General features: G+C 64.8%; 13 protein-coding genes and 1 pseudogene. 2 read left to right on the top strand and 12 right to left on the bottom strand.

Going from position 1 to position 14,689, the window contains the following annotated elements:
- Nucleotides 1–2: 2 nt before the first annotated feature.
- The 6 genes from GEMMAAP_RS19820 to GEMMAAP_RS19845 all read right to left on the bottom strand — a co-directional run bounded on the left by GEMMAAP_RS19820 (nucleotide 3) and on the right by GEMMAAP_RS19845 (nucleotide 8,015).
- Nucleotides 3–347 carry an ArsR/SmtB family transcription factor gene (locus GEMMAAP_RS19820; protein WP_053334023.1) on the bottom strand — a complete coding sequence of 115 codons (345 nt, stop codon included), beginning with the start codon at nucleotides 345–347 and terminating at the stop codon, nucleotides 3–5.
- 257 nt (nucleotides 348–604) lie between these two features.
- Nucleotides 605–2,119, bottom strand: coding sequence for a sigma-54-dependent transcriptional regulator (locus tag GEMMAAP_RS19825; protein WP_053333842.1), 1,515 nt, complete (start codon nucleotides 2,117–2,119; stop codon nucleotides 605–607).
- A 435-nt stretch (nucleotides 2,120–2,554) separates the two neighbouring features.
- Nucleotides 2,555–3,298: a response regulator gene (locus tag GEMMAAP_RS19830; protein WP_026848919.1), complete on the bottom strand. Its 744-nt coding sequence runs from the start codon at nucleotides 3,296–3,298 to the stop codon at nucleotides 2,555–2,557.
- Nucleotides 3,295–5,844 carry an ATP-binding protein gene (locus GEMMAAP_RS19835; RefSeq protein WP_026848920.1) on the bottom strand — a complete coding sequence of 850 codons (2,550 nt, stop codon included), beginning with the start codon at nucleotides 5,842–5,844 and terminating at the stop codon, nucleotides 3,295–3,297. The genes GEMMAAP_RS19830 and GEMMAAP_RS19835 overlap by 4 nt, the downstream gene beginning before the upstream one ends.
- Before the next feature lie 64 nt (nucleotides 5,845–5,908).
- Nucleotides 5,909–6,505 carry an LOG family protein gene (locus GEMMAAP_RS19840; protein WP_179947317.1) on the bottom strand — a complete coding sequence of 199 codons (597 nt, stop codon included), beginning with the start codon at nucleotides 6,503–6,505 and terminating at the stop codon, nucleotides 5,909–5,911.
- A gap of 94 nt (nucleotides 6,506–6,599) precedes the next feature.
- Complete coding sequence (locus tag GEMMAAP_RS19845; protein ID WP_053333843.1) at nucleotides 6,600–8,015, bottom strand: DUF2156 domain-containing protein; 1,416 nt, start codon at nucleotides 8,013–8,015, stop codon at nucleotides 6,600–6,602.
- 9 nt (nucleotides 8,016–8,024) lie between these two features.
- Between GEMMAAP_RS19845 and upp the strand changes: the two genes are divergently transcribed.
- Complete coding sequence (upp, locus tag GEMMAAP_RS19850; RefSeq protein ID WP_053333844.1) at nucleotides 8,025–8,681, top strand: uracil phosphoribosyltransferase; 657 nt, start codon at nucleotides 8,025–8,027, stop codon at nucleotides 8,679–8,681.
- Between the two features lie 116 nt (nucleotides 8,682–8,797).
- On the opposite strand, the gene GEMMAAP_RS19855 is transcribed toward upp, so the two are convergent.
- Nucleotides 8,798–9,451 carry a DUF2225 domain-containing protein gene (locus tag GEMMAAP_RS19855; RefSeq protein ID WP_026848924.1) on the bottom strand — a complete coding sequence of 218 codons (654 nt, stop codon included), beginning with the start codon at nucleotides 9,449–9,451 and terminating at the stop codon, nucleotides 8,798–8,800.
- A 160-nt stretch (nucleotides 9,452–9,611) separates the two neighbouring features.
- Between GEMMAAP_RS19855 and GEMMAAP_RS19860 the strand changes: the two genes are divergently transcribed.
- The gene (locus GEMMAAP_RS19860; RefSeq protein WP_026848925.1) at nucleotides 9,612–10,568 is read left to right on the top strand and encodes a DUF2268 domain-containing putative Zn-dependent protease; all 957 of its coding nucleotides are present in this window, start codon (nucleotides 9,612–9,614) and stop codon (nucleotides 10,566–10,568) included.
- A gap of 96 nt (nucleotides 10,569–10,664) precedes the next feature.
- On the opposite strand, the gene mnmE is transcribed toward GEMMAAP_RS19860, so the two are convergent.
- From mnmE to rpmH, 5 genes and pseudogenes are all read right to left on the bottom strand, one after another.
- Nucleotides 10,665–12,050 carry a tRNA uridine-5-carboxymethylaminomethyl(34) synthesis GTPase MnmE gene (gene mnmE / locus GEMMAAP_RS19865; protein WP_053333845.1) on the bottom strand — a complete coding sequence of 462 codons (1,386 nt, stop codon included), beginning with the start codon at nucleotides 12,048–12,050 and terminating at the stop codon, nucleotides 10,665–10,667.
- Between the two features lies 1 nt (nucleotide 12,051).
- Entirely contained in the window at nucleotides 12,052–13,740 is a 1,689-nt protein-coding gene (gene yidC, locus GEMMAAP_RS19870; RefSeq protein ID WP_026848927.1) for a membrane protein insertase YidC, read from the bottom strand.
- A 29-nt stretch (nucleotides 13,741–13,769) separates the two neighbouring features.
- Complete coding sequence (yidD, locus tag GEMMAAP_RS19875; RefSeq protein WP_026848928.1) at nucleotides 13,770–13,997, bottom strand: membrane protein insertion efficiency factor YidD; 228 nt, start codon at nucleotides 13,995–13,997, stop codon at nucleotides 13,770–13,772.
- Nucleotides 13,998–14,008: 11 nt separating this feature from the next.
- Nucleotides 14,009–14,341: pseudogene (rnpA, locus tag GEMMAAP_RS19880) on the bottom strand (ribonuclease P protein component); the annotation flags it as partial.
- 22 nt (nucleotides 14,342–14,363) lie between these two features.
- Nucleotides 14,364–14,528 (bottom strand): 50S ribosomal protein L34, encoded by a 165-nt coding sequence (gene rpmH, locus GEMMAAP_RS19885; protein ID WP_026848929.1) that lies wholly within the window; start codon nucleotides 14,526–14,528, stop codon nucleotides 14,364–14,366.
- Nucleotides 14,529–14,689: the final 161 nt, after the last annotated feature.

Raw genomic sequence — 14,689 nt, forward strand, 5'->3', positions numbered from 1 at the left:
TGCTACACCTCCGAATCGTCACTGGCCAGCAATCCCTTTTCTCCGGGCGGTGGTGCCGCCACGCGCAAACACATCGCGTCGCACAACCGCACGACCTGCCGGTCGGCAATGGTGTAGTGCACGAACAGCCCGGTCTTGCGGCGCCGCACAAACCCGTGGTTGTACAACACCTGGAGATGTTTGGAGACATTGGCCTGACCAAAGCCCGTCACTTCCACGAGTTCATTGACCGTGTGTTCGCCACGCATGAGCGTGCGCAACAGATGAAGCCGCGCCGGCTCGGAGAGCGCCTTGAACCGCTCCGCCACCAGCGGAATAACCGCATCGGTCAGATTTTTCCGACCCATAATACCCTCGAAGTCATAGCATCCATTGAGCCGCACCTGCCGGCACACGATTGCGCGACAGACGCAACCGTATCCGAATGTTACTGCAGGGATTGTTTTACCGGCAGAGTCCCCTGACACGCGGCATTCCGTTCACTCGGCATGGAATAGCTGTGGCACGGGCGGCTCCGGGAGGCATTTTCATTCGGTGTGTCCAATGGCGCCTTTTGTCCCAGCCACGGCGGGTTTGGTGGCACGGTTCCCGCATCGGTGAGCAATCAACGCACCTTCGGGTGCTCACGAGCGGTGGTATGTCCGGTGCGGAGGGGTACCGGGGGTACCACCGTTTCGTGCGCGTTCTCTCCGTTTCGCAGATCGCGTCGGGCCAGCAGCTTCTGCAGCGACTGACGATGCAGACCGAGTGCCCGTGCCGTGCGGGCAATGTTTCCGCCATTCCGCGCCAGCGCAGCACTCAGAAACGCCCGATCAAACTCCCGCAGCGCTCGCTCTCGGGCTTCCACAAAGGGCAGGTCCGCGTTGGCCTCGAGAAAGGCGGTGGAGAGACTGACCCGCGGGGCACTGCTTGCCGACAAACCAGCCGGCAGATCGCAGGCCGAGATTTCGGCGCCATCGCACATCACCAGCGCCCCCTCCAGCACGTTGCGCAACTCGCGCACGTTGCCTGGCCAGTCATACTGCATGAGCGTCTCGCGCGCATCGTCGCCAAGGGCGCGTAACGGCAGGTGATGGCGCTCGGCAAACAGGTGCAGAAAGTGCCCCGCCAGCAACGGAATATCGGACGTCCGCTCGCGCAGAGGCGGCAACGCCAGTGAGATCACCTTCAGACGATAGAGCAGATCCTCGCGGAAGCGACCGTCCATCACCATCTCATCGAGCGGACGGTTCGTGGCCGCAATCACGCGCACATCCACGTGCGTGGATTTGGTGCCACCCACCCGCATCACTTCACCGCTCTCCACCGCACGCAGCACCTTGGCCTGGGCCAGTGGCCCCAGATCGCCGATTTCGTCAAGAAACAGCGTGCCGCCATGTGCGGCTTCAAACAGACCGCCGCGATCCTTCACCGCGCCAGTGAACGCACCGCGCATGTGCCCGAAGAGCTCGCTCTCGACCAATTCCGATGGCAGGGCCGAACAGTTCAACGCCACAAACGGCTTGTTGCGACGGGTGCTTTCGTCGTGCAGCGCCCGCGCCACCAGCTCCTTGCCGGTGCCGCTTTCGCCCGTCACCAGAACGGTTACCCCCGTCCGCCCCACCCGCGAAATCATGCGGAACACCGAACGCATGCTTTCCGTCGTGCCGTACATGCCGCGAAACGAGGGCGATTCGTTTTCGCCGCTCGTCAGGCTGGCCGACGGATGCGCCCGCGGGGTATGGTCCGCTCGGCGCAACATCGTGATGGCTTCAGCGGCTACCACCGGCTGCGCGAGATAGTCCGTGGCGCCACGTTCAAACGCGGGCGATGCGGCCGCAGACATGCCCGGTGCCGCCAGCAGCGCTGTGCGCACCCCGGGATGATGCGCTCGCAGCGCCTCCAGCAGTGCATACGCCGACTCGTCGGGAAGCTGCTGGTCGCACAACACCAGATCCACTTCCGCGCGGCTGATCATCTCCTCCACGCCGGCAGACGCCGCCGCCGTCAGCACATCGCGCCCATCCTGCTCGAAAATTTCGCGCAGCGTCTGCCGCACTTCGGCGTTTGGCGAGACCACCAGAATGCGCTGCACGGCGCGCTCCGGCATGGAACCTGCCACCGAGACGGTCGAATCCATGCGCAGGTGACGTTCGCGCCCACCGGAGGAGCGCGAGGGAACAGACGAACCGCGACCCAGAGGGAAGGGCGTCGATGCCTCGGGAGTGTATAGAGCTACGTTGCTCATATCCGGTCCTTGAAGGATGTCGGCCGAAGCCGGCATCGGGTGGGTGTGCGGCGTATCACCACAGACAAAAACAAAAAGGCGCGAGGCCGCACTCGTGGTGAGTGGGCTTCGCGCCTCCAGCTGAGCGGGACCGATGTCCCGTCCGCCAAGGTTGGATCGTTCGAGCGATCCGCTATGTCTTCCTACCAGTAACCTGGTGGAGCGTTCAAGATTGCAGAGAGATCAGTGGACCGCAAGGGTGGAAACTCCCTTGCGGTGATGGAATGCACACTTTGTGCACAACATGTGCACAACTCGTTCGTGTACTGATGCGGATGGTGACCGTTGTCACACGTGCTTGAGGAGCAGCTCAAGCTTGTGCCGCAAATCGCCCAGTGTTTTCGACTTGAACGCGCCCTTTGTTTCCTCCAGTACCGCAATCGTCTCTTCCAGCGCGGCTTGCAACTGCGCACCGCGTGGACAGTTGATGAGCTGGCACGGGTGCGCATCCGGTAGCGGCTGACCGGCCAATGCTCGCCCCAGTTGTTCCAGATCGGTGAGCGAGCCCATCACGTTGCGCAACGTCAAGGCGAGAAACGAATCCACACCAGTGCGGGCGTCTCCCGCGGCCGCTAACGGCAATGCGCCTGGCACCGCCGGCGGCTCAAACTGCTGACGGTATTCGCGCAGTCGGGCCTCCGCCGTCTGCATGGCCTGGTACGAGCGAAACCGGGCCACCGCACTCGACACACGCTTGAGCAGCTCCGGAAAGTGCACGGGTTTTACCAGATACGCCGCGACTGGCAGCTCGATGGACGCCACCGCCGAGCGCACCGACGGAAACCCGGTGATGATGATGATGGGTAACCCGCCACTCACATGCGCCACCTGCTGCACCAGATCAAGATCCGCGTTTCCCGGCATCTCGAGGTCGGTGATCAGCAGATCGTACGTCGCGGCGGTGATCGCCTCCAACGCACCAGCGGCGTCTTCCACGGTATCCACTGTATACCCTTCCCGCCGCAACAGCTCCGCGGTGGATGCGAGATAGGTGGGTTCGTCATCGGCAATCAGAATGCGGCCGCGACTCATCGTAGTACTCCAGTATCCAGAGGGATCATCGGTAATCGCACTTCAAATTCGGTTCCACCCAACGGACGGCCATGCACCACAATGCGGCCGCCCACCGCCAATACCGACTGACGCACCAGCGCCAGCCCAATGCCCATGCCACCGGTCTTCATGCTGCGATCCTTCGTGCTGAAGAAGGGATCGAAGATCCGTTCGAGGAGGGCGGGGGGAATGCCGGGGCCTTCATCAGCCACGCGCAGGACACACTCCTGCTCTTCCTGCACGGCACACACCGTGATCGTACCATGGGCCGGCGACACATCCATGGCGTTCTGCACCAGATTGTAGAGCGTTTGGCGCAGGAGCGCGTCGGGAACCGGTACCATGGTGGGGGCCCGCGACATGTCCGTCACGATGCGCACCTGCCGACCGCGATTCACCTGCTCCAGAAAGCTCACCGCATCACTGACCGCGAGAATGACCGACGATTCGGCCACCATGGTCTGATCCGGGCGATAGGTCTCATACAACTGACGGGTCACGGCGGCGATTCGCGCGATCTCCCGCTCAATGGCGCCCACGAAACGATAGTGCTGGTGATCGGTGGGAATGGCGCCGCGAATCAGCAGAAAAGCGTTCTGAATGCCGGCGAGCGGATTGTTGATTTCGTGGGCAACACGCGCGGCCAGACGCCCCATGGTGGTGAGGGCACTGATTTCGCGCAGCGACTCCTCCGCCCGCTTGCGAATGGTGAGGTCACGCCCTTCGACGATCACCTGCGTCACACGCCGGGCGCTGTCCAGGAGGGGTTTCAGTGAAAAGTCCATCGTGAGCGCCCGGTCGCGTCCGCGGCCCAGCTCCACTTCAAAGCGTTGTGTTTCCCCGGCCAGCGCGCGTTCGAAACGGTCGCGCACCCGCTCGCCGGTCACGGCGTCGTCATCCCACCACGGCGCCCGCCAGAACGTCAGTCCCGTCAAGGCGTCGGGCGCACGGTCGGCCAACTCCCCGGCCGCCCGGTTTGCTTCCAGCACCGTGCCGGTATGGTCCAGCAACAGCTGCACCTGAAAGGCGGTGTCAAAGACCGCGCGAAAACGCTGCCCTTCGTCGAGCGCTTGCTGCCAATTGCGCCGCTGCAACCAGAGCGTCAGCGCGAGCAGCACCGACACCACCAGGCCAAGCGCCAGCACCACATCCGGCAGTGGTGAACGTGCCAGCCCCGTGCGCTCTGACACTTCCACCGACAGTCGGCGAGCACCCAGCACCAAAGGCGCGCGGAAGATCATCGCCGCCGACGCCTCGCTTCCCTGCTGCAGCAACACAGTATCCGCTGCCAGGACGCGGAGAGAAAATTCCCCGCTGGCATCGTCCGTAAACAGGCGGATCATTTCCACTTCGTCGATCAACCCGACCAGGACCGTAGGGCCCCGGAACGGCGAGAGCACCGGTAACCAGAGTGCGAGTCGCCACGGCCCGGCCAGAAGCGTGGTGCTGTGCGCCGTGAACATGCTGTCGCGTCGCACCGTGGAGCGCCGTACGTATGCCTGTAGCGCGGCCAGCACATCCGGGGGAACCACCTTGGGTGACGCCGAGCGCAGCAGCGCGCCGGTGGAATCGAGCCAGAGAATGTGGCGCAACCCATCGGTCTCAGTGATGAGGCGCGGGAGGCTGGTGCTCCACATCGGATCCTCATCCGTCCGCGAGGCCGTGAGATACGCCGCACCGCGCCCCACGGCACGTTGAATGGAGCGGAACTGGCGCTGTGCGGCGCGATCGATGGCCTCGGCCGTGATCGCCGCGCGCGCCCGCAACTGCACCGCTTCGCGAGCCATCAGCGCCTGCCAGAGCACCATCACCACCAGCCCCGAGCTCACGCCGGCAAGCACCGGTGCCCAACGAGGTGGGGCCACACTGAGTTGCTCGCGTCGGGACACACGGTCGAGCAACGCCGTGCCCAAGGCGAGGGCGGCGAGCAGGGAATGCAGTGGTGCCCGCAGCGGCTGTACGGTGGTACCATCCACCAACCCGGCCAGCTGCGCCGTGAAGAGCACACCGGCCGTCGCGACCTGCAGCGAGGCCAGACCGCCAATCATCAGCAGCGTGTGTTCACTCTGCCGGTCACTCGCCAGCAACAGCAGGGCGACGGAATAAAAGACAAAGAGCACCGCCACCGACACGGGCAGTCCGCCGGCGCCGGCCACGAACTCCGGCCCCAGCCGCTGCATGAACATCGCGTCAAACGGCGCTTCCGCTCCCCGGAGCGCAATCCACGCGCCGGCGATGGCCATCACACCGCACAGCACCGCCAACAGCTGCGCCCATCGTCGGTGCCCTGACAACTTGACCAGCAACCCGACAGCCGCGAGCGGAAGAAGCAGCGCGCCGCTTGCCCGCGCCGGCGCAAACGTGGGCAGGGGTTGCACCAACCAGGGCACCCCAAGCACGAGCCCGGCCATCCCCGGGAGGACGAGCAGAATGGCGATGATGGCGAGCCAGCGCGAAATCTCCGAATCCTGACGGCGATTCTGCGACATGGCTCGCGCCCATACCACAGGACGAGACAGCTTCATATACCTGCGGATACTCGGCGAACTCGGGAAGAGACGCCAGATGCAGCCGATCGGCTGCGCGTCGTCAGGTGTCGCTCATACGCAGCCAACGACGAACCTGCGGTGGGGAAAACCCTTCCAGCGCGGTGAGCAGCGTTGCCGGATCGGTCTCGCGCACCAGCCACTCGCGCGGCGTGCCCCGCAGAAACCCTTCGTGCTCCAGCTGATCCAGCAACGTGACGAGCGGATTCCAGAAGCCGTCCACATCAAGCAGCCCCACTGGCTTGCGATGCACGCCCAGCTGCGCCCAGGTCCACGTTTCGAAGAACTCTTCCAGCGTGCCAATGCCACCGGGCATCGTGATGAAGGCATCGGCCATCTCGGCAATCATGGCTTTCCGCTCATGCATGGAATCCACGATTTGCAACGACGTAATGCCCTGATGCGCCACTTCGCGTTGTACCAATCCATGCGGCATCACGCCGATCACTTCGCCACCGGCCGCCAAGGCCGCATCCGCCAGCGCACCCATTAGTCCGGTGCGGCCACCGCCGTACACCACGGTGAGTCCCCGGGCGGCCAGAACCGTACCCAACGCGCGCGCCGTAGCCACATAGGCGGGCTTTATCCCATCATTCGATGCGCAATACACGGCGACGCGCTGCAGTGTGTGTGTTGTCATGCGCTAAAACTGGCGGGTACTGCCCGGCCGGGTAAGCGCACGGGCGTGTGTTGGCACCACGATCCGCTGCGACGCACCATGGAAGGGGGATGTGCTAGGGCGGGAAAATGATTGGCCGTTGCACGGCCAGTGTTCGCAGACGTTGTGCGGCCCCCCACAACACCGGCGTCGCAGCCAGAGGTGCGGCGCCGGCCACCAGCAGCAGCAGCCAGTCGGCCACAGTGTGCATTCGTGGCACATTCCACCAGATCGCTTGCAGCAGCGAGAGCACGGCGTCGAGCGACACCGCCAGTGCCACTCCGGTCGCCGCGCGTGCGACGAGTTGGCGGGCACGATGCGTACGCGCTTGCTGTGTCCGCACCAATCGCAACGCGAGTAGCAGGGCTCCATCAAACGCCACCCATGCCGCATGCACGGCGGTGGAGGGAAACCATGGTGTGGTGGGTACCAGCGCCAGCGCGATGGTCCACGGCACCAGCAGCCACTCCAGCGCCAGCAACAGTGGTGCGGGTCCACGCAGCACGGTGCGCAGCGCAAACCGCCAGAGCGATCCCCCCGCAAAGGCCCGCAATCCATCGCGCAGTGCGCGCCATTCCGTGTCTTGCACCGGCCAGGCGAGATACATGGGCTCCCAATGCGTGGGACGCAATTTCCGCTTGAAAGCGGCGAGCCCTTCAAAGTTGAAGAGCGGTGTGGACCACTGACGAATGCGACGCAGCCACCCGACGACCGGTCCGTGAAGGGGGGCCAGGCCAAGTGTCGCCCACGGCACCTGTTCTGCGGCGAGCGTGCGCATGGCGTGGTCTACCAACAGTTCGAGCGTCCCGTTGGGGGCGTCCGGATCGCGGACCACGTGTTCGAAGACCCACCCTGATCGGGTTGGCACCGGGGCCAGCGACAGCAGCGCGGCCACCCGCCCGTGCTGCACGGCCAGAAATTGTCGGCGGGAGCTGGCCCCACTGTTCAGGTCGATGGTGACCAGAAAGCCCATCTCGGCCATACTGCGTGTAGCACGCCAGCGACGGACGAGCAGCGCCACGGCCCTTTGCACTGCTGGCGTGGCCATCTGAGGTGCGCTGACCTCCCGCGAGTGCACGCCTTTGGCGCGAGCACGCCGGATCTGCTCGCGCAGGGACCGGTGTGTGGCGACATTCGCCGGCCACTGTCGTGGATCCCAGACCGGTTGCTCTCCAATGAGCAACCGGGACAGCGCCGCGGAACTCGCCAGTCGTCCTTCCGTGGCGAAAAAGCTGGCCCGCTTCCCACGCGCGGCCGCATGTGCCAAAAACGATTCGGCTACCGCCACCAGCCCATCCAATGGTGCCACGGGCTCGCCTGCAACCACCATGGCCCCCACCGGCGTTGCGTAGGCCACCAGGGCATCCTCCGGGAGACCTGCCGCTGCCGGCGGGCGCCAGCAGTGCAGGTGATCCCCCACCGCGGCAAAGGCGGTTGATGTGCGGCCGTGGCGGGCCACCGTGTGCTCGCGCGCCGCGCGACTTTCGGTCATACTCGTAGTATGGCTCATTCCCACGATGGAACCGAACTCCCGACGCTCAGTATCGTTGACCACCCGCTGGTGCGTCACAAGATCACGCTGCTGCGCGATCGCGCCACTCCCACCAAGCAGTTCAAGGAGCTGGTGGACGAAATCGCCATGCTGATGGCCTACGAGGCCACCCGTGATCTGGCCCTCGAACCGGCCAGTGTGGATACCCCCCTGGAAACGACCACCGGCTGGGCGGTCCGCGGCAAGAAGCTCACGCTCGTCCCCATTCTCCGTGCCGGGCTGGGGATGGTGGAGGGGATTCTGCGCCTCATGCCATCGGCGCGCGTGGGACACATTGGTCTCTACCGCGATCACGACACGCTCGAGCCGGTGGACTACTACTTCAAGGTGCCGGGGGATGTCGGGGAGCGGGACTTTCTGCTGCTCGACCCCATGCTGGCTACCGGTGGTAGCGCGGCGGCAGCCGTGACCTCACTCAAGCGTGCCGGCGCCACGCGCATCCGGTTTCTCTGTCTCGTCGCCGCGCCGGAAGGGGTCGCCCGACTGGCCCGCGAACACCCCGATGTGATGGTGCTCACCGCCGCCCTCGATCGCGAGCTCAACGAACACGGCTACATTCTGCCGGGCCTTGGCGATGCGGGCGATCGGTTGTTCGGGACGAGGTAAGGAAAAGCGCGGGGCGGCTCGGGCGCCCCGCGCTTTTTTGGCAAGGAAGGGAGCAGGGGGCTGGGAGCAGAAGTCGGGCGGCAGGTGATCCTGCCTCCTGCTCCCTGCTTCCTGTCTCAGGTAAACCACTCGCGTGGTTCGAGCCGCTGCTGTTCCGCCACTTCCAGCACCCAGCTCTGCGCGGCGGGCTCCGTGACTTCGTCGGCTACCCGATTGTACCACAATTCCGATTGCCTGTCGTCGCCAATGCGCCGCCAGAGCTCGCCCACCAGATACGTGATCACCGCCCGCTCGTCCGGCGGTACGCCGTCGTAGGACGCCAGCGCGTCCGCAAAGCGCCACGCCGCATGCCGACGGAAATAGCGCTCGGCTTCGCTGTCGCCTTCGTCCACGCAGCACCACGCCGCGCGCAGATAGAGATCCGCCAGGTAGCGCGGGTCCGCATCCTGCCACGCCGCCACCTTGGCCGCGTGCTCGTACTTGAGCGAGCCTGACGGCAGTGAGGTGCTCAGCGCCGGCGCCAATTCATTCCACACCTGCTCCTTCAGCAGGTCGCTCAACTCCACGTCTTCCCGGAAATCCCGGGCCACGCCCGCATAGCCGCAGTGCGTGCACAGGTGCACGAAATACGGGAGTGGCTGCATACCGGCGGCCCGCTCGTGAAAGTCGGTGCGCTTGCCGCCAAAGCCGTTGGTGGCCACCACGGTCTGCGAGCGAAAGGCGCTGTCGCAAACGGGGCAGGAAAGTTCGATGAGATGGAGCGTCGTCATGGAGACTTCGTGGGCGAGATGTTCCCGATCAGTCTCGGCACGCCCCGTTACGGAGTTGAATGAGTTCTCCACATTCTTGTGAATATCTCCTTGTTGTGACCTCTTCGCGGGGATAACTTGCCGCGTCTCACTTTGCCGGCTTCCCGACCCTGGGTCGTTGATGTTGATCAATCTCGTTCCAGATTTTCTCGCGGTTCTCGAGGCCGAAGATCGGTTTGCGGCGTATCTCGAGTATTTCGAGCGCCATCGTGAACTGCTCACGGCCTATTGGGACAACTATGTCCTTGAGCCGTCCGGCCCGCACTTCGAAGAAGTCGTGCGCGCCACCGTCGCGGCCGACCGCACCGACCTGCTCACCCTGCTGGCCACCACCGACCTCGTGACGCTGGCGCGCCAGACCGAGGACAAGGTGCGCATGCTGCTCGACGTGGACGTGCCCTACGACATCGTCCTCATGGTCGGCGTGGGCGCCGCGAACGCCGGTGAACTGGTGGTGAACGGGCGCGGCATCGCCTTTGTCTGCCTGGAGCATTTCACCGGGGTCACCAACCCTGACACCCAGGCGCTCGGCCTCGATCCGGAACTCATTCCGCTCTGGCTCGCGCACGAAATCACGCACGTCATTCGCTACACCTCCCCCGCCAGTCGCAGCAGCATGCGGGCGCTCGTGCAGGACGCCGGCGGGTACTACTCGTACTGGGAAACCGGCCGTCAGGCCACGCTGCGCGAACTGCTCATGAACGAAGGGCTCGCGGTGCAGGTCTCGCGCGCCATCAGCCCCGGCCACGCGGCCTGGGAGTATTTCGGCTTTGCCCGACGCCAGTACGCGCGCATTCGCGAAATCGAGCCCATCCTCTCCCGCGCCGCCGGCCAGCATCTGGACCGGGCCGGGTTGGGACTGCGCCTGCGCTACCTCTCCGGCGGCATGAGCGACGAAGCGCGCACTGTCGATCGCACGGTGCTGCCGGAACGCGCCGGCTATTTCCTGGGCGCCCGCCAGGTGGAAGCCGCCATCGCGGCCCGCGGTTTTGCCTGGTCCGTGCGCGCCAGCGCCGAAGAACTGGCGTTCGCCGCTGAACCGTATGTGGAGCGGCCACGGCTGACGGTGGTGAGTTAAGGGGCTGGTTACTCACCACCCACAACTCCAACCCATAACCCGAAACTGATCAGTTTCGGGTTTTGCGTTTGGGTACCGAGTTATGGGGCAACGGCACTATTTCCCAATACAGAAGTCCCGAAACACCCGGTCCAGCACATCCTCGGTGTCCACGGTGCCAATGAGCTCACCAATGGCTTCGCGCGCCGTAAGCAGGTGCACTGCTGCCACCGGCGCGGGCAACGCGCCGGTGGCCCACGCCTCCTGAAACGCGGTCACTTCCTCCAGCGCCGCGGTGAGTCCCACCCGGTGGCGTTCGCGAGTGAGCATGGTGTCGCTGGTACCGTCGTCTGGCACGGCCTGCATGGCGGCCGCATCAATGTGCGTGAGCAGCTCGGCCAGTCCATCGCCGCGTTCCGCGCTCACCGGCACCCCAAGCGTTCCCGTGTGCAGGTCACACTTGGTACGCACCGGAACCACCACGCCGTCGGTGCGCGACTGCACCACGCTCATGGTGTGCTGCACATCGGGATCGCTGGCGCCACAGGCCAGCACGACCTGCGCGCGCCCCAGGTAGCGGCTGCTCACTTCAATGCCCAGCCGTTCCACTTCATCATCGGTATCGCGCAGCCCGGCCGTATCCACGAGGCGCAGCGGCAGTGATGGGCGATCGAGCAACGCTTCAATGGCGTCGCGTGTCGTGCCAGGAATGGCCGTCACAATCGCGCGCGCTTCCCCCAACAACGCGTTGAACAGACTCGATTTGCCGGCGTTGGGTGGGCCGGCAATCACCACCAGTACACCATCGCGCACCATGGCACCGCGCGGCGCGGTGCGCAGCAGCGCCGTCAACGCGGCGTGCACGTGGTGGGCCGCCGCCGCAATGCGCGCCGGGGCAATGGGGCCATCGTCTTCTTCAGGGAAATCGATGTCGTACGCCAGCAGCGCTTCCAGATGAATGACGTCGTCGCGCAGCGCCAGCAATCGACGCGACAGTCCACCATCGAGTTGCGCCAACGCCTGACGCTGCATGGCCCGTGTGCGGGCGTCCACCAAATCCGCTACCGCTTCGGCCTGCAGCAGATCCATACGCCCATTTATTACAGCGCGTCGGGTGAACTCACCGGGCAGCGCCTCACGCGCCCCCAGCGCCACGCACGCGCTCAGCACAAGGGCCGGAGACACGGCTCCGCCATGGGTGGCAAACTCCACCACCTCTTCGCCGGTGTACGAATGCGGTGCGGCAAACCAGGTCACCAGCACCTGCTCCAGCGGTTCACCGCTGTGCGGATGCGTCAGCGCCGCGAGCACACTCCGGCGGGGCACCGCCGCGCGCCCGCTGGCTCCACCATACGCGCCGAGGGCGCGAGCGATGGGTATCGCGCGCGCCCCCGAGAGTCGTACCAGCGCCACCGCGCCACGTCCCGGGGCGGTGGCCAGGGCAACGATGGTGTCATCGTCGCCAGCCACCAGCGAGGGTGTGGCACGTGGGCCGTGGGCCATGTTATCCCCGCACGAGCGGAGCCGCCTTGCTCCGTTCCTGCGAAATGAGCCACTGCTGCGGCAGCGACGCGAGATTCTGGATGAAGTAGTACAGGTTGAGTCCCGAGGCCATGCTGAAGAAGAAGATCAGCATCATGGCCGGCATCAGATACATCATCATCTTCTGCTGTTCGTTGGCCTTCATGCCGCGCATGCCAATCCACGACATGAGCAACGTGGTGACCGCCACCAGAATGGGGATGACGTAGTACGGGTCTTTCACCGAGATGTCGGGGAACCACAGGAACGGCACGCCGCGGAACTCGATGGTGTTCTGGAAGACGAAGAACAGCGCGAAGAACACCGGCAACGGAATGAGCATCGGCAAACAGCCCGACAACGAGCTGAAGGGGCTCATGCCGTGATCCTTGTACAGCTGCATCATGGCCTGCTGCAGCTTCTGCGGATCGCCCTTGTAGCGCGTCTGCAGCGCCTGCATCTCAGGCTGAATACGCTGCATCTGCATGCTGCTGCGCATCGCCTTCTGGTTGAGCGGCCAGAGAATGATGCGGATGGCGACGCCGAAGATCACCAGGATCCAGCCGTACGACACGCCGAGCGTGGCCTTCATCCACAACAGCAGGCGAATGACCATGGTGGCAAAGGGCTGCACGATTCCCTGAATCCAGCCGCCATAGGGATTGCTGGTTTCGAAGGCGCGTCCCATGGCCAGCAATCGCTTGAACTCCTGCGGGCCGGCGTACACTTCAAAGGAGGCGTTGCCGGCCTTGAGCGGCGTGACGAGCGTCGCCATGCCGCGCGTGGCTTCCTTCCCGATACGCGCGCCACCGGTCACGTTGATTTCGGCAAAGCCCGGCGCGCCCTTGGGAGCCAGCACGCCAAAAATGAAGTACTTGTTCTTGGCCACGCCCCATGAAATGGGGCCCGCTTCGATTTCGCGTTCACCCGGATCGAGCGAGCGGAACGCAATGCCTTCAGCGCCCGACAGCTCCGGCTTGTACGCGTACGCCAGATGCGAGTGATCTTCCGCCGAGTCAGACTCCGAGCTGCGAAAGCCAGGGGGGAGATCCACCAGCAGATAGCTGTTCTCGGGAATACCGGCCACGGCTGCCGACACGTTCACGCGATAGCTGTCGGGGAGGAACGAGTATTTGATGGAGACCGTCTTCCCCGGCAGGGTGGCGTCGTAGGCGATGACCGTCGCGCCGTTCTCCTCGCTGCGCGTGGAGCGGAACACCTGCTTGGTGAGGTCAATCGTGTCACCCGGCACCACCAGTCGGAACCCCATCATGCGTTCGCCGGGGAGCGCGAGCTCCACCGCGCCGCTGCGCGTGCGTCCGCCGTTGGAGAGCGTCTGGTACTGGGTGAGCGACGCACCAATGAGAGCAGCGCCCTTGTTGGTGGTGCGGTAGTCGGCCTGCTTGGTGTTCACGACGGCCGTATCAATGATCACGGCAGCGGCAGCGGCGACCGCCGTCGAGTCGGTCGGCTGCGCCGCGCTCATGGTGGCGGGCGTGGCGACGGGCGCCGTGGTGGCGCCGATTACCGGCGCCGCGCTATCGGCCGCCAGCGAGTCCACGGCCACCGGCGTGCTCCCCGGTGCCGGCGTGGGCGTCGGGAAGATGTACGGCGTCACGAGCAGGACGGCCGCCATCAGGACGACGGCAAGGACGATACGACGTGGTTCCATGGGAAATTGAGAGAGACGCAGAGACGAGACTACGGCACCGGATCAAAGCCGCCGGGGCGGAACGGATGGCAGCGACCGATTCGGCGCAGCGCCATCCACCCGCCGCGCCAGGCGCCGTGCTTTTCAAGGGCTTCGATGGCGTACGCCGAGCAGGAAGGATAATACCGGCACGCGCCGCCAAAGATGGGCGAGAGCACGAGTTGGTATCCCCGGACTCCGAGAATCAGGGCGGTTCGCGGCCAGCGCTGCCAGGACATGACGGGGGTGTTCACAGCAGGCGCGCGAGCGCCTGTTGGAATTCGGCCCGCAAGGCGTCAAAATCGCGCCCGTACGCCGACGGAAAGACCCGCACGACCACATCGAGCGGCGCCCGTGCCGGGGGCACGTCCAGCTGCTGGAGCATATGGAGTCGTACGATTTCGCGTAGCCGCCGTTTCACGAGATTTCGTTCGACGCCCGAATGTTTGTATTTGGGCACCACAAATCCCACGCGTGGGAACGCATGAAGGGAAGCGGTGGCGCGCACGTCCAACGACGCGGTGCGCACTCGCTTCCCTTCGTGACGGACTCGTTCGAGCTCGGTCCCGCGCGTCAGTCGCTGCTGGCGCGGGAAGGCTCGGGAATCAGGCGCCCGCGTACTTCGACGGGAGCTGAACGGTCAATACCTTGCGCCCCTTCTTGCGGCGACGAGCGAGGACAGCGCGCCCCCACTTCGTCTCCATGCGCGCACGGAAGCCGTGCTTGCGGATGCGACGCGTGTTGCGCGGACGATAGGTGGGCTTGCCCATGGCGAAACTCTAAGAAAAGAACGGAAACGAATAAACCGGACCCGCAGCACCGGTCTGAAACGCGCTGCGGACGCATATGCGAATGAGCCTCAGAATGTATCCGACCAGCCCCCCCGGGGTCAAGGGCATCTGCTCAGCCAATGTGATGTGCAAAGTGGCCT

The sequence above is a fragment of the Gemmatimonas phototrophica genome, assembly GCF_000695095.2.
In the GTDB taxonomy this organism is placed as follows: domain Bacteria; phylum Gemmatimonadota; class Gemmatimonadetes; order Gemmatimonadales; family Gemmatimonadaceae; genus Gemmatimonas; species Gemmatimonas phototrophica.

Coding starts and splice junctions, on each gene's coding strand:
- GEMMAAP_RS19845 (WP_053333843.1), bottom strand. CDS start 8,015: ATGACCGAAAGTCGCGCGGCGCGCGAGCACACGGTGGCCCGCCACGGC.
- mnmE (WP_053333845.1), bottom strand. CDS start 12,050: ATGGCCCACGGCCCACGTGCCACACCCTCGCTGGTGGCTGGCGACGAT.
- GEMMAAP_RS19840 (WP_179947317.1), bottom strand. CDS start 6,505: ATGACAACACACACACTGCAGCGCGTCGCCGTGTATTGCGCATCGAAT.
- yidD (WP_026848928.1), bottom strand. CDS start 13,997: ATGTCCTGGCAGCGCTGGCCGCGAACCGCCCTGATTCTCGGAGTCCGG.
- GEMMAAP_RS19835 (WP_026848920.1), bottom strand. CDS start 5,844: ATGAAGCTGTCTCGTCCTGTGGTATGGGCGCGAGCCATGTCGCAGAAT.
- GEMMAAP_RS19860 (WP_026848925.1), top strand. CDS start 9,612: ATGTTGATCAATCTCGTTCCAGATTTTCTCGCGGTTCTCGAGGCCGAA.
- GEMMAAP_RS19855 (WP_026848924.1), bottom strand. CDS start 9,451: ATGACGACGCTCCATCTCATCGAACTTTCCTGCCCCGTTTGCGACAGC.
- GEMMAAP_RS19830 (WP_026848919.1), bottom strand. CDS start 3,298: ATGAGTCGCGGCCGCATTCTGATTGCCGATGACGAACCCACCTATCTC.
- GEMMAAP_RS19825 (WP_053333842.1), bottom strand. CDS start 2,119: ATGGATTCGACCGTCTCGGTGGCAGGTTCCATGCCGGAGCGCGCCGTG.
- yidC (WP_026848927.1), bottom strand. CDS start 13,740: ATGGAACCACGTCGTATCGTCCTTGCCGTCGTCCTGATGGCGGCCGTC.
- upp (WP_053333844.1), top strand. CDS start 8,025: ATGGCTCATTCCCACGATGGAACCGAACTCCCGACGCTCAGTATCGTT.
- GEMMAAP_RS19820 (WP_053334023.1), bottom strand. CDS start 347: ATGGGTCGGAAAAATCTGACCGATGCGGTTATTCCGCTGGTGGCGGAG.
- rpmH (WP_026848929.1), bottom strand. CDS start 14,528: ATGGGCAAGCCCACCTATCGTCCGCGCAACACGCGTCGCATCCGCAAG.